The 15,155-nt window shown below is 41.5% G+C and carries 12 protein-coding genes; 7 read left to right on the top strand and 5 right to left on the bottom strand.

All coding sequences use genetic code 11. The features are described from left to right. The 3 genes from ACLL8Z_RS08980 to ACLL8Z_RS08970 all read left to right on the top strand — a co-directional run. The coding region (locus tag ACLL8Z_RS08980) for an MFS transporter (protein ID WP_411274439.1) at positions 1-1,210 on the top strand (1,210 nt) is incomplete at its 5' end. Between the two features lie 32 nt (positions 1,211-1,242). Beyond that, positions 1,243-1,692, top strand: coding sequence for a deoxycytidylate deaminase (locus ACLL8Z_RS08975; RefSeq protein ID WP_411274438.1), 450 nt, complete (start codon positions 1,243-1,245; stop codon positions 1,690-1,692). A 24-nt stretch (positions 1,693-1,716) separates the two neighbouring features. Continuing rightward, the gene (locus ACLL8Z_RS08970; RefSeq protein ID WP_411274437.1) at positions 1,717-3,555 is read left to right on the top strand and encodes a UbiD family decarboxylase; all 1,839 of its coding nucleotides are present in this window, start codon (positions 1,717-1,719) and stop codon (positions 3,553-3,555) included. A gap of 56 nt (positions 3,556-3,611) precedes the next feature. Here the strand turns inward: ACLL8Z_RS08970 and ACLL8Z_RS08965 are convergent, their stop codons facing one another. Together ACLL8Z_RS08965 and ACLL8Z_RS08960 are read right to left on the bottom strand one after the other, a co-directional pair. Continuing rightward, entirely contained in the window at positions 3,612-4,097 is a 486-nt protein-coding gene (locus tag ACLL8Z_RS08965; RefSeq protein ID WP_411274436.1) for a C40 family peptidase, read from the bottom strand. 183 nt (positions 4,098-4,280) lie between these two features. After that, positions 4,281-4,781: a YdeI/OmpD-associated family protein gene (locus ACLL8Z_RS08960; RefSeq protein ID WP_411274435.1), complete on the bottom strand. Its 501-nt coding sequence runs from the start codon at positions 4,779-4,781 to the stop codon at positions 4,281-4,283. Positions 4,782-4,837: 56 nt separating this feature from the next. Here ACLL8Z_RS08960 and guaA point away from each other — a divergent pair, with 56 nt between their 5' ends. The 3 genes from guaA to ACLL8Z_RS08945 are packed head-to-tail and all read left to right on the top strand — an operon-like array spanning position 4,838 to position 8,743. Further along, the gene (gene guaA / locus ACLL8Z_RS08955) at positions 4,838-6,367 is read left to right on the top strand and encodes a glutamine-hydrolyzing GMP synthase (protein WP_411274434.1); all 1,530 of its coding nucleotides are present in this window, start codon (positions 4,838-4,840) and stop codon (positions 6,365-6,367) included. Next, positions 6,324-7,568 (top strand): ABC transporter substrate-binding protein, encoded by a 1,245-nt coding sequence (locus tag ACLL8Z_RS08950; protein ID WP_411274433.1) that lies wholly within the window; start codon positions 6,324-6,326, stop codon positions 7,566-7,568. The genes guaA and ACLL8Z_RS08950 overlap by 44 nt, the downstream gene beginning before the upstream one ends. After that, complete coding sequence (locus ACLL8Z_RS08945; RefSeq protein ID WP_411274432.1) at positions 7,565-8,743, top strand: RsmB/NOP family class I SAM-dependent RNA methyltransferase; 1,179 nt, start codon at positions 7,565-7,567, stop codon at positions 8,741-8,743. The genes ACLL8Z_RS08950 and ACLL8Z_RS08945 overlap by 4 nt, the downstream gene beginning before the upstream one ends. Positions 8,744-8,762: 19 nt before the next feature. On the opposite strand, the gene ACLL8Z_RS08940 is transcribed toward ACLL8Z_RS08945, so the two are convergent. From ACLL8Z_RS08940 to ACLL8Z_RS08930, 3 genes are all read right to left on the bottom strand, one after another. Beyond that, positions 8,763-9,338, bottom strand: coding sequence for a MarC family protein (locus tag ACLL8Z_RS08940; RefSeq protein ID WP_411274431.1), 576 nt, complete (start codon positions 9,336-9,338; stop codon positions 8,763-8,765). Positions 9,339-9,439: 101 nt separating this feature from the next. Beyond that, positions 9,440-10,915 carry an amino acid permease gene (locus ACLL8Z_RS08935; protein WP_411274430.1) on the bottom strand — a complete coding sequence of 492 codons (1,476 nt, stop codon included), beginning with the start codon at positions 10,913-10,915 and terminating at the stop codon, positions 9,440-9,442. A gap of 213 nt (positions 10,916-11,128) precedes the next feature. Then, a complete protein-coding gene (locus tag ACLL8Z_RS08930; RefSeq protein ID WP_411274429.1) occupies positions 11,129-13,363 on the bottom strand; it encodes a sodium-translocating pyrophosphatase in 2,235 nt (744 codons plus the stop codon). Between the two features lie 289 nt (positions 13,364-13,652). On the opposite strand from ACLL8Z_RS08930, the gene ACLL8Z_RS08925 reads away from it, so the two are divergent. Beyond that, positions 13,653-15,074, top strand: coding sequence for an APC family permease (locus ACLL8Z_RS08925; protein WP_411274428.1), 1,422 nt, complete (start codon positions 13,653-13,655; stop codon positions 15,072-15,074). Positions 15,075-15,155: the final 81 nt, after the last annotated feature.

Genomic DNA, 15,155 nt, shown 5'->3' with positions numbered 1-15,155 from the left:
CTTTGTAGTGGCTTTGGGAACTCCTGTGACAGGTGCCAATCGTTTGAATTTGGCAGGGGGAGTAAATAATTTCGGAAGTATATTGGGACCGATCGCTGTAAGTATCATTCTTTTTGGCAGTGCAAAAGCAGTAACTCCTAAAGTTGTAGAAATTACATCGATAGACACTTTGTACTATGTTCTCGCCGGATTGTTCCTGGCAGTCGCAATATTTTTTGCGGTTTCCAAACTTCCAAAGGTAACGAGTGATGAAAAGATCGAATCCAGCGATAAAACTAATTTGCCCCTCGCTGTTATTTTCATCGGATTTGTCCTTGTACTGGCAGGTATTCCTCTTTCCGATTGGACTGGTCTAAGCCTTGCATATTTCGTCTATGCAGCGTTAATTATTATTGTCCTGACTTTATTCCTGACACTGGGAGCAGCTTCTAAAGATAAAACTGGCTGGGGAGCTATGGGTTACCCACAATTAATACTGGGAATGATGGCCATTTTCACCTATGTAGGTGTTGAAGTGACTATCCAGGGAAATATGGGAACACTTCTGAAGCTGCCCGAATTTGGCGGTTATACAGACGCCACTATTGCTCCGTTTATCTCTCTGTACTGGGGAAGTATGATGATCGGCCGATGGACGGGAGCTGTTAGTGCATTTAATCTCTCAAAAAGCACAAAAAACATCCTTACGATTGTCGTTCCTTTCATTGCCTTTGGAATTATATTATTTGCAAATGATTGGAATGGTACTGAAGTGAGTCAGTTTTATATCTACGCAGTCTGCATTGTTATTCTTATCGCTGGATTCTTTTACAGTCAGGAAAAGCCAGCTAAAACTTTGCTCACGTTTGGTGTTTTAGGTGCAATAGCTATGGTGATTGGGCTTATGACAACCGGACCGGTTTCTATCTACGCTTTCCTTAGCGGTGGTTTGTGCTGTTCAATTATGTGGCCATGTATTTTCGCATTATCTATTGCGGGATTAGGTAAGTATACCAGTCAAGGCTCTGCTTTCCTGATCATGATGATTCTGGGGGGGGCTATTATCCCACCGGTACAAGGGCTCCTTGCAGATGAAAGCGGTATTCATATCTCCTATATTGTTCCGGTTATATGCTTTGTATATCTGGCATATTTTGCAATAAAGGTGAGTACAGAATTGAAAAAACAAGGCATTGACGTAAGTAAGCTGGACACAGAAGCAGCGCATTAATGCTAGAAAAACCTAGCTTTGATCTGATCTTTATGAAACTAGCAACCGACCTGGCTGCACGCTCACACTGCGTGAAAGCGCAGGTCGGCGCTGTTCTGACAAAGGATACCAGGATAATTTCTATAGGTTATAATGGCCCTCCTGCCGGAACGCATAATTGCGATGAAGAATGGCCTGAATTTGGCTGTCCGCGTGATTCAAAGAATAGTTGTTCACTCGCCCTTCATGCCGAGGAAAATGCCATTCTATACGCAGTTAAAAACGGTTCCACCCTTGAGGGTTCTACCCTGTATCTTACTTTATCTCCATGCATTGCTTGTGCACGAATAATATATTCTTCCGGAATAAAGAAAGTGTGGTTCAAAGCATCTTATGCAGAATATAAAGGTCTGCCATCAGATGAAGGGGTAGATTTTCTTAACAAATTTGGGGTAGAATGTCTGAGGTCAGATAATTTCATAGTTTCGTCCCCATTTCCTTAAATTTGCCCATCTTTTCAACATTACATGGGTTACAAAAGTCTTGCACATTGCGTTTCAGACCTTGAAAAACACGGACGATTGATCCGGATTAAGGAAGAGGTAGATCCGTACCTTGAAGCAGCTGCTATTCATTTACGGGTTTATGAAAACCAGGGACCGGCTTTACTATTTGAAAATCTTAAAGGGACAGAATTTCCAGCTGTATCAAATCTTTTCGGAACACTCGATCGGTCGAGATTTATGTTCCGTGACTCGCTGGACAAGATCAAAACTCTTGTGGATCTTAAGTCTGACCCAATTAAAGCATTAAAAAATCCTTTCAAGTATGCCGGCGTTGGCTTAACTGCCTTATCAGCACTCCCATGGCAGACCGGTTTCCGCTCGCCTGTAAAATTTGGTAAAATTAGAATCTCTGACCTTCCTCAGATCACAAACTGGACAATGGACGGCGGACCTTTTATTACTATGCCCCAGGTTTATACCGAAGATATAGATAAACCGGGTATTTTGAATGCAAATCTCGGAATGTACAGGATCCAGCTGGCAGGCAATGATTATATTAAGAATGAAGAGATTGGGCTTCATTATCAGCTTCACCGCGGGATTGGAGTTCATCAAACCAAAGCAAACGCAAAAGGTAATCCACTTAAAGTAAGCATTTTTGTAGGTGGCCCACCATCGCATCCGCTTGCCGCAGTTATGCCGCTACCTGAAGGACTATCTGAAATGACTTTTGCCGGTGCTCTAGGAAACAGACGTTTTAGGTACTTCTATGATAACGAAGGATTCTGTATTTCATCAGATGCAGACTTCGTAATTACAGGGACCATTGATCCAGGCCAAAATAAAGATGAGGGACCGTTTGGGGATCACCTCGGATATTATAGTTTAAAACATCCTTTTCCTTTAATGAAAGTTAGGAATGTATATCATAGAAAGGATGCCATATGGTCGTTCACAGTCGTTGGTCGGCCACCGCAGGAGGACACTAGCTTCGGGGCACTAATTCATGACATTACGGGCTCAGCCATTCCCAAGGAGATACCTGGTTTGCACGAAGTAAATGCAGTAGACGCGGCAGGTGTACACCCCTTATTGTTTGCAATCGGCAGTGAACGTTATACACCTTATCTAGATGAAAAGAAACCTCAGGAAATCCTGACTCTTGCTAATCATATTCTGGGGAAAAGTCAGCTTAGCCTTGCTAAGTATCTTTTTATCAGCAACAAGGAGGATAACCCTTCATTGAAGACGAGTGATATTTCAGGTTTCCTACAGCACATTCTCGAAAGAGTAGATCTGACCAGAGACCTTCACTTTTATACCAAAACGACCATTGATACTTTGGATTACAGCGGTACAGATATTAATTCAGGATCCAAAATTGCAATTGCAGCAGCCGGAGATAAAAAACGTGAACTCTGGAGGGAGTTGCCTGGTACTTTCACAATGCCGAGGCCGTTCGAAAACTGCAAACTAGTGATGCCAGGAATTCTCGCGGTAGAGGCCCCTAAATACTCGGATCCTCAGGAGACCGCCAATCAGGTTGAAATCATTAGTAGCTCCTTAGGATTCAAAAATTTGGAAAGCCTGCCATTAATTGTGCTCTGCGATGATGCAGGTTTTACGGCGGAAACCATCAACAATTTTGTCTGGGTGACATTCACACGAAGTAATCCTTCCCATGACATTCACGGTATTAAGTCTTTTACCGAAAATAAACACTGGGGCTGCAGAGGACCTTTAATTATTGATGCACGCATTAAACCTCATCATGCACCGCTTCTTATAAAAGACCCGGAAATTGAAAAAAAGGTAGATGAACTAGGAAAAGAAGGAGGATCACTTTATAAGATCATTTAATAACCCTGTTAGTCTTTAACAACCAACCTACCTGACGGCACGCAGGTAACCAACAACTAATTAAATATCCTTATCACCTTTACAAATCTTCCCTGATAGTACTTATTTAGGGGGGTTACAGTCACTCCATAAGCCTTTCCTGACGTCGAATGGATGAATTCAGCACCATTATCACCCGAAGTTATTATTCCCATATGACCGACGACCCGTTTAGTGCTATCCGTGCCTGTAAACAGGATTATGTCGCCTCTCTTTGCTTGATTGAGACTTATTTCTCTTTCAACAGATGTGAAACCTACTGAAGAACGGGGCACAGCAATTTTGAAATGATTAAATACATAGGTAATAAAACCTGAACAGTCAAATCCCTTATTAGGATCGATAGAGCCATATAAGTATGGAACTCCTTTAAGCGTTTCAGCGTAATTCACAAGTTCATCAGCTTTAGTATTTCCCGGGTTTATATATTGAACGTCGAGTGAGTCTGCATAGTTCCATGGCGGTGCATCTCCCAATAAATCAATGTCGGAACTATTACTCACTTCCGATGTGTTATGTGCATTGGTAGAGTCACTAGTTTTTAAACTTTTTGGTATATAGTGCTCTTGAGCACCGAAATTGCACCTTGCAATCGTTATTACGATAAATAAACAAAAGAATAAAAACCTCATACAGTGGCTTATGCAAATATGCGACCAAATACTTTCGACAACTTATACGCTATGTTACATTTCACCTTCCAACTGCCCGCGGTCAACTTTCAACATTCCACTTTTCTTAATTTTCTCAACTATTTCCAACGAACGTTTGATCCGGCTGTCGACCGATTTAGCCTGGCTCACATAATAGATGTACCCGCGTTTATGTCCGTCATTAAGTGCGTTATAAGCCTGGAATGCAGTCTCGTCCTGATCAAGTACTTCATTAAGCTCCTCCGGACGGCCGAGTCCATTATTTGGATCATTACGAATAGATATCTCGAATAAGACATCAATATAGAGTCTGTTTTTCTTAATTAATTGCTTACTGGCGATGATTACATACCTGCCATTCCTGGGATTTAATGCACAGGGGAATTCAGGGCCACCATTAACGGAACAAAATATGCGCGGTGCACCTTTGCCATTGAGAAAACCTTTTGCAATCTCGTCGGGCACAACGATTAGGTGATGAACCATTTTTTCATCGATAGGTTCCAGGAAAACGGGAAAAGTTATAGGCTCCATTTTAATTTTGATAACCAAATATAGGGAGATGCGCTGATAAAAATTTATCTTTGCCCATGCAAGAAAAGATCATTATTCTTGACTTCGGGTCGCAATACACTCAACTTATTGCCCGGAGAGTCAGAGAGCTAAACGTTTACTGCGAAATACATCCATTTAACAACCTTCCGGATTTTGATATTACTGTAAAAGGAGTTATTCTTTCCGGGAGCCCTTATTCCGTAAGACAAGAAGACGCACCACAAATAGACTTTGTAAGACTTCAAGACAATTACCCGATTTTGGGAGTGTGTTACGGGGCACAATATATTGCACAAAGGTTAGGGGGTGAAGTGAAACCATCGTCTACGCGTGAGTACGGACGAGCTAACCTCGAGTTTATCGATCATACCCATCCGCTCTTTAAAAATATTGCCGCGGGATCTCAAACCTGGATGTCACATGCTGACACCATCGCCTCAATACCCGATAACTTCGAAATCATTGCCAGCACTGATTCCGTAAAGGTTGCAGCATTTCATATAATGGGTACTAAGGTTTATGGAATTCAATTTCATCCGGAGGTTACACACAGCACAGACGGGAAACAGCTTTTAGAAAACTTTCTTGTCGATATTTGTAATTGCAGCCAGGATTGGACACCGGACGCTTTTATAGAAAGTACAGTTGCATCGCTTAAAGCTCAACTTGGCGAGGACAAAGTAATATTGGGTTTATCGGGCGGCGTAGATTCCTCCGTTGCGGCGGTACTATTACATCAGGCGATTGGCAAGAATTTGCATTGTATTTTTGTAGATAACGGACTGCTTCGTAAAGGAGAATTTGAGCAGGTGCTGGACTCGTATCAGCATATGGGTCTCAATGTTCGTGGCGTAAGAGCCGGTGATAGATTTTTAGGTCAGTTAGCGGGCTTACGCGATCCTGAGCTGAAACGTAAAGCCATTGGAAGAGTGTTTATCGACGTTTTTGACGACGCCGCACATGCGGTTCAGGATGTCAAATGGTTAGGCCAGGGTACTATATATCCTGATGTAATTGAGTCAGTTTCTGTAAAAGGACCGTCGGCCACTATCAAGTCACATCACAATGTCGGAGGCCTTCCCGACTTTATGAAATTGAAGGTTGTGGAGCCTTTGAAAACACTTTTTAAAGACGAGGTACGAAGAGTTGGAAAAACTCTGGGAATGGATGCAGGTTTGTTAGGAAGACATCCTTTTCCAGGACCCGGGCTTGCTATTCGTATTTTGGATGACATAACTCCCGAAAAAGTCGCTATACTTCAGGAGGCTGATGCCATTTATATCAGTAATCTCAAAAGTTCAGGATGGTATGATAAAGTATGGCAAGCTGGTGCAATATTTTTACCCGTTCAATCAGTGGGAGTTATGGGAGACGAAAGAACTTATGAGCACGTTATTTGTTTAAGAGCAGTTAGTTCTGTAGACGGGATGACTGCTGATTGGAGCCACCTTCCGTATGAGCTTCTTGCACGAATTTCAAATGAAATAATTAATAATGTTAAAGGAATTAACAGAGTTGTTTATGATATTAGTTCCAAACCGCCGGCAACTATCGAGTGGGAGTAAATATTTCCTGATTTTATGCCTGGTGGTTTTGATCGCAGGATGTTCCAGAAGAATTGTTGCAACCAAACCTGATGTTGTAAAAGTTCCACCTGTCAGCCGAAAAGCAGAGGATCCACCTCCTTTGAAGAAGGATGTTTATAATTCCATTGGGCTCTTACTACCTTTTGAGCTTAATACAATTAATCTCAAAACCGCTGGTTTAAAGGAAATCGGCAAAGCGGACTTAGCAGTAGACTTTTACCAGGGATTCAAGCTTGCTCTTGACTCGCTTTCAAGCGCTGGTCACAACTATAAGCTTCAGGTATTGGATACCCAGGACCAGGAGGCACGTATTGTTAATCTGGCACGAGCAGCATCTGTGAAAGAAAATGATCTGATAGTAGGTCCCGTATTTCCAGATGCAATAAGTACATTCTCTGAGTTTTTTGAAAAGAATGCTTCAAAACTAATAGTTTCCCCGCTTGCTGCATCAATGCCGGCACAGTTCAAAAACCCCAACCTTATTACTGTCAATAACACCGTCGACCAGCATGGCTGGAAAATAGCTGATTTCATAAATCGCAATTACAAGCCGGAGGCAGTAAATATTGTACTTGTGAATACAAAGAAATGGGATGATGAGAAATTTTCTGCTCCTGTAAGAAAATTCCTGAGGGAACTTTCGAAAGACAAATTTAAAGTCATCGAGCGACCCAATGCGATAGGATTGCAAACATATCTTAGCAATTCGAAAAACAACCTGGTGATTCTCGCATCTTCCGAACGAACGTTCTTGATACCCATAATCGATAAGCTTCATCAGTTGTTGGTCGAAAAATACAAAATCGAGCTTTTCGGGCATCCGAACTGGATAAAAGCAACTTTTCTTGATGGATTTAAAATGCAAGCTCTTAAAACGAAGTTTAGCTCTTCTTATTTCGTTGATTATAAAGAAAGTAACGTTAGATATTTTGTAGCCAGATACAGGAATGAGTATGGCTTCGAGCCCTCTGAATTTTCCTTTAAAGGTTTTGATGTCGGTTATTTTTTAGGAGGCCTGCTGAAAAAGTACGGCAAAGATTATGCGAGCCATCTTACAACTGAGACCTATAATGGCCTGCATAACGATTTTCGTTTCTCAAAAGATCCAACTACTGGCTATACAAATACTGAACTAATGATGTTGATTTATCGGGCTTTAGAATTACAGCCAATAAAATGAGGTCGGAACAGCAGCTCAGAATCTTCTTGCGTGTTTTAGGAAGTTTTACAGAAGACAGGCCACTAAGTAAGTTTCTTCCTGAATTCTTTAAAAGAAACAAGCAGATGGGATCCAATGATCGCCGTTCTGCATCGAGGCTGTTATACAATTACTATAGGATTGGAAAAGCTTTTTCAGACAAATCGATCGAGGAGCGATTATTTATTGCAGAATTCTTATGTACCGGAGTCGATAATCCTTTTCTCCAGCATTTTCGTCCGGATTTAAACCAGAATATTGATTTGCCGCTGGAGGACAAAATTGCCTTTTTGATCAAGGATTATGGCTTTAAATTGGCTGAAGTTTTTCCTTTTGGCCATCTTTCTAAAGGAATTAATCAATTTCAATTCTTCAAATCTTTTTTTATTCAGCCCGATCTTTATATACGTATACATCCGGATAAAATAGATTTAGTCGTTTCTGCCATTGCTGAGACTGCCATTCCATTCAGACAGATACAACAATATACCCTTGCTTTGCCGAATGGGACGAACTTAAATAACATCTTTCCTGATGAGGAGTTCCCAGCCAAACCCTATGAAGTTCAAGACCTTTCATCCCAGCAAACTCTTAAATATTTTAAGCCAAACCGGTATGAACATTGGTGGGATGCTTGTGCTGCATCAGGAGGGAAATCACTTTTGCTATTTTCTGAACAACCGGATATAAAGCTGGTTGTATCTGATATTCGCGAAAGTGTGCTGGACAATCTGGACGAGCGATTTATCAATGCTGGTTTGCGCACCTATCAAAAGAAAGTCCTCGATCTTACGAAAAACCCGGACTATGTACTTCATCATTACCAGTTTGACGGTATCATACTTGACGCTCCCTGCAGCGGATCCGGGACATGGGGAAGAACACCGGAAATGATAAGCCAATTTCTTGACTACAAAATACAGGGATTTCAAAACCTTCAAAAAACAATAGCATCTAACGTAATCAAATATTTAAAGCCAGGCAAAGCGCTGATCTATATTACCTGCTCCGTGTTTAAAGAAGAAAATGAAGATGTTGTTCGGCATCTGATATCTGAACATGGCCTGCAACTGGAGGGTCAAGAAATTTTACGGGGATACGAAAACAAGGCCGACACCATGTTTGTCGCACGCCTTATAAAACCTGCAGTATCCTGATTCGACCATAACTCAGTAATTATAAGCCTGTATTATTCCTGAATAATTTTACCGCAATTGCAAGAAGAATAATTCCAAAAGCTTTTCTTAAAATGCTCACACCTGTTTTTCCAAGGAGCTTCTCAAGCCGAATGGTATTTTTGAGTACAATGTATACAAATAACATATTTACTGCGATACCCACAATGATGTTTTGCGTTGCATATTCTGATTTTAGGGATAAGAGAGTGGTTAACGTTCCAGACCCCGCAATTAAAGGAAATGCAAGCGGCACAATAGACACGCTTTCGGAAACTTCTTCCTTGAAAAGGTTTATACCCAATATCATCTCCATTGCGATAATGAAGATCACAATTGAGCCAGCAATTGCAAATGATGATACGTCGAGCCCGATAATACGCAGTAGTTCTTCACCTGCAAATAAAAACAAGATCATGATAAGCAAAGCAACGATAGATGCCTTTCCCGACTGTAGGTGGCCTGCTTTATTCCGCAATGTTATTAATATAGGAATGGACCCAAGTATATCAATGATCGCAAATAATATCATTGTGACCGATAAGATTTGGTTATAGCTGAAAGAGAAACTATCCATTTTCTGCCTGTTAAGGTTTACTGTCTTGTTTACGCAATGTATCCCCGAAAGCAAAAAGGTTCCGGATGAGTCCGGAACCTTTCAACTTATGCTATGTACAATTATTCTCTATCTTTTTCAATGATCTTGCCATCTCTGATCTCACGTATTTTGCTGTATTTCCTACCATAGCTAAAATATACAACAACACCCATAGCCATCCAGATAAACAATCGTACCCAGCTCTCAGCCGGCAGCGAGTACATCAGATATACACATACTAAAACACCCATTATTGGAACGAAGGGAACTAGTGGGGTCCGGAACGGACGAACTGCGTCTGGTAAGGATTTCCGCAGTACCAAAATTCCGATACAAACCAGAACAAATGCGAACAGGGTGCCGATACTCACCATATGGCCCAAATCAGAAACTGGCACTAACCCAGCGAAGAGACTTACAAATACCAGGAAAAATAAGTTAGTTTTCCACGGAGTACGGAACTTCGGGTGTACAGCAGCAAAAAACTTAGGTAATAATCCGTCTTTAGCCATAGTGTAGAAAACGCGGGATTGGCCCATAAGCATCACCAGGATAACTGAAGTGTAACCTGCAAGAATTGCAATGATCAGAGCATCCTGCAGGAAGCTATAACCCGTCATAGCAAAGGCTGTGGCAGCTGGTTTTGCGTCACCCGCAAAATCTTTGTAGTTAACTAAGCCTGTCATCACATGCGCAAATAACACGTATAGTATAGTACAAACTATCAGAGATCCCAGAATCCCAATTGGCATACCTCTTTGCGGATTTTTAGCCTCCTGAGCAGCTGTAGAAACAGCATCAAAACCTATAAAGGCAAAAAACACTACGGCGGCACCTGTGGAGATCCCACTCCAGCCGAAATTCTCAAATTTCCCGGTATTTTCAGGAATGTAAGGAACGTAATTATCAGGGTTTATATGGCTCCATCCTAGAATGATAAACATCAGAACTACAGCAACTTTAAGTACCACAAGGAAGTTGTTCATAGTTGCAGATTCCTGGGTGCCACGAATAAGAATAAGCGATAATACACAAACGATAAAAATCGCGGGGAGGTTGATAATTCCTCCTTCAATAACGGTTCCATCACCTAATTTCATTGTTTCCCAGGGCGAAACAATGAATTCGTGGGGAAGGTCGATATTATATTTATTGAGTAGTTCTAGAAGGTACCGGGACCAGCTGACTGCTACGGTAGCCGCCCCTAAGGCATATTCCAAAACCAGATCCCATCCAATGATCCAGGCCATAAATTCGCCCATAGTAGCGTAAGAATAGGTGTAAGCACTTCCGGCAACTGGTATCATGGAAGCAAACTCAGCATAACATAACCCTGCAAAAGCACAGGCGAAAGCAGCCAGGGCAAAAGAGATGGTTACTGCCGGACCTGCATTCTCTGCTGCCGCAATCCCGGTTAAGGAGAATAAACCTGCGCCTATAATAGCTCCAATACCAAGTGCGACAAGATTAACGCTGGTTAGCGATCGTTTTAAAGTGCCTTCACCTGTTTGAGCTGATTCGAACATTAACTGTTCGATGGATTTTTTGTGGAACATACAATTGGTTTAGTAAGGTTTTGTATATGTTTTTATCATTTTAACTAATTTCAAACGTAATTATTTTTTTTGGATTATGAAACTACCGAAAGCATTTGTTTGACGAAAATCAGTTAGTCACCGCCCGTTAAATTCTCTCTCTTTTTGATACTAGAATTACGTTATGGAAAAAGGGACCATCCGAAGAAGCTCCCTTTTTTAGTATGCTGAAAACTATCTGTTGATAGTATCTAATTTGTTCGATATTGTATCAACAGTTGTATTGCCAAGAGAGTCAACCCTAATGGTTTTAATATCCCTTATCACTTCCATCTTGCCATCAATATGTGAAGTTCCCGCTGAGAGGTGAGGAGCTATAATCAACGATACGATAGACATTAATTTAATCAGAATATTCATAGATGGGCCTGAAGTGTCCTTAAAAGGATCACCAACAGTATCTCCGGTAACAGAAGCTTTGTGAGGCTCAGATTTTTTGTAATACATTTCTCCATCAATTTCAACTCCTTTTTCAAAAGATTTCTTGGCATTATCCCAGGCTCCTCCGGCATTGGATTGGAACATACCCATCAAAACCCCAGAAACTGTTACTCCCGCTAATAAACCACCAAGCACTTCAGCACCAAAAGAGAAACCAATTATGATCGGAACGATTAATGCAATTGCTCCTGGCAGCATCATTTCACGAATTGATGCCTCGGTTGAGATTGCTACGCACTTATCATACTCTGGTGTGGCTTTGTATTCCATAATCCCTGGAATCTCACGAAACTGACGACGTACTTCATTCACCATGTCCATAGCAGCCCGGCCAACTGCAGATATGCACAAGGAAGAGAAAATAAAAGGTATCATACCCCCAACAAACAATCCTGCAAGTACGTCCGCTTTATAAATATCAATCGCATTAATTCCCGCAACGCCAACGAAGGCTGCAAATAAGGCTAAAGAAGTAAGAGCTGCAGAAGCGATTGCAAAACCTTTCCCAGTCGCCGCAGTAGTGTTTCCCACCGCATCAAGATTATCGGTACGCTCTCTAACCTCCGGAGGTAATCCGCTCATTTCAGCAATTCCTCCAGCATTATCTGCAATTGGTCCGAACGCATCGATTGATAATTGCATTGCAGTAGTAGCCATCATTCCCGCTGCAGCAATCGCAACACCATAGAAGCCAGCGAAGTAAAATGATCCGTATATACCGGCAGCCAGTACGAGAATTGGCAATACAGTTGATTCCATACCTACCGACAAACCTGCTATAATATTAGTTGCATGTCCGGTTGACGATTGACGGATAATGCTCATCACCGGCCGTTTACCCATAGCCGTATAATATTCTGTTATAATACTCATTAGTGCTCCCACGACTAAGCCCACAATAATGGCATAAAAAACATCCATTTTGGAAAACTCAAAACCGCGAATCTCCAATGTTTCAGGTAGCATCCATTGAACAGCGAAAAACGAAACGATTGCCGTCAATACAATTGACGACCAATTGCCCATATTTAAAGCATTCTGAACACTGTCAGTTTCTTTTTTAATTTTTACGAAGGAACATGCTACGATAGAGAGGATCAAACCCATGCCTGCAATTAGCATAGGAAGCAACACTGGTGCGATACCTCCAAAAAGATCGTTCGATACTATTTCTTGTCCTAGAATCATTGTAGCAAGAATTGTTGCGACATACGATCCGAAAAGGTCGGCACCCATTCCTGCTACATCACCCACATTATCACCCACGTTATCAGCAATAGTAGCTGGATTACGCACATCATCTTCAGGAATCCCCGCTTCAACTTTACCTACAAGGTCTGCACCTACATCGGCTGCTTTTGTATAGATACCACCACCCACGCGCGCAAACAAAGCAATTGATTCAGCACCAAGAGAGAATCCAGCCAGAACTTCAAGGGCTTTTGTCATCTCAACGCCGTTTACATTTGCACCGACACTAACAACATACATCTGATAAAAAACGATGAATAAGCTTCCGAGTCCTAATACAGCAAGTCCCGCAACGCCTATTCCCATTACACTGCCTGCAGTAAATGAAACCTGTAAAGCCTTGGCTAAACTTGTTCTCGCAGCCTGGGTAGTGCGGACATTTGCTTTTGTGGCTATATTCATACCAATGTAGCCTGCAAGAGCAGAAGTAAATGCGCCTATAAGGAATGAGACAGCTATAACCCAGCTTGAGCTTTCAACAAGAGTACCCGAATAAGCAAGTAAAATTGCGGCAATCGCTGAAAAATATCCCAGGACTTTCCATTCAGCTTTTAGAAATGCCATTGCCCCATCAGCAATGTAGCCTGCCAGACGCTGCATATTTTCGTCACCCGCATCTTGCTTTGTTACCCAGGCAGATTTTATTGCCATAATAACTATACCTACAACTCCTAAAAGAGGTATTAAGTAGATTAAATTTTCTTGTAAAAACTCCATGTATAAATCTTGGTTAGATTGGTTATTTTTTTAAAGTGACCGCAAAAATAGCAGGCTTATTCTATTATTCAAACATAAGGGACTATAATGTTTTGATATTCAGCGATATTCTTTTTTACTAACTGTGTTAGCTGCTGATAATGAGTCATTTGTGTAAAGTAATCATTTTACCTTCCAGGTTGTTTTTTCTGACCCTTTGATGAGAGATAAGTGTTTAGATAATTTTATTGATTTTGAGGCAATTTTTAACGTAAGTTTAATCCTTAAATAGCAAAACCAAATATAAGAAATGAAGGAAACTTTAGAACCAACAGAAATGAAACGCGAGCTCGGTTTGCTTGATGCAACGTTAATTGTAGCAGGAAGTATGATCGGGTCAGGGATTTTTATAGTTGCAGCCGATATCACAAGAAATGTTGGATCGTCAGGGTGGTTGATTGCAGTTTGGCTTATCACAGGACTGATGACTTTAATTGCCGCTGTTAGCTATGGCGAGCTTAGCGCAATGTTTCCCAAAGCAGGGGGGCAATATGTCTATCTTAAAGAAGCTTATAACCCTCTGATTGGATTTCTATATGGCTGGAGTTTCTTTGCAGTGATCCAAACGGGTACGATAGCTGCCGTCGGAGTTGCGTTTTCAAAATTCACGGCTTATCTTATTCCAGGAGTCAGTGAAGATCTTGTGCTCTTTAATATTGGGTCCCTTGTTATATCGCCGGCGCAGGTTTTGGCTATAGGCACTATTATTTTATTAACTTATATCAATACGAAAGGGGTGAAGGGTGGAAAAATGATCCAGACAACATTCACTTTGACCAAACTTGTAAGTTTGTTTGGCTTGATAGTTTTCGGTTTTATTATGCTTAAGCCAGATGTATGGGATGCGAACTGGACTAATGCGTGGAGCCTGCAAAAACTTAACATCGATGGTTCAGTACAGTCCTATACCATGGCAGCAGCTCTGGGTGCAGTGGCTGCGGCAATGGTAGGATCTATTTTTAGCAGCGATGCCTGGAACAACATTACTTTCATTGCGGGAGAAGTAAAAAATCCACAAAGGAATATAGGGTTAAGTTTGTTTCTTGGAACCCTGATAGTCACTATTATATATGTACTTGCTAATTTGGTATATGTTGCCGTACTCCCCCTTGCAGAAATAGCTACAGCGGATAAAGACAGAGTTGCCGTAGCAGCATCCGGTGTGATATTCGGTAACGCAGGAACAGTTATTATCGCGTTGATGATCATGGTGTCCACCTTTGGTTGTAACAACGGTTTGATTCTCGCAGGGGCACGTGTATATCATACAATGGCGAACGACGGGTTATTTTTTAAGAAAACGGCAGTTTTAAATAAACATGCCGTACCAGAATTCGGTTTATGGATACAGTGTGTAATGGCGTCTATTCTCTGCCTTAGCGGTAAATATGGCCAGCTGCTGGATATGATCTCTTTTGTTGTGGTTATTTTCTATGTCTTGACTATCATCGGAATCTATATTTTAAGATCCAAAATGCCGAATGCGGAGCGGCCTTATAAGGCATTTGGATACCCCTTTTTGCCCGCTTTATACATAGTTATGGGAATTACATTTTGCACCTTACTGATCCTTTACAAACAGGAATTTGTATGGGTGGGTTTAGGTATCATGCTAAGCGGAGTGCCTATTTACTACTTGTGGAGAGCGAGTGAGAAAAAGGCTGAGGTCTGAGGTCTGAGGTCTGAGGTCTGAGGTCTGAGGTCTGAGGTCTGAGGTCTGAGGTCTGAGGTCTGAGGTCTGAGGTCTGAGGTC

It is taken from the genome of Daejeonella sp. (assembly GCF_046590655.1).
In the GTDB taxonomy this organism is placed as follows: domain Bacteria; phylum Bacteroidota; class Bacteroidia; order Sphingobacteriales; family Sphingobacteriaceae; genus Daejeonella.
This window is presented reverse-complemented; position numbering and strand designations above follow the sequence as displayed.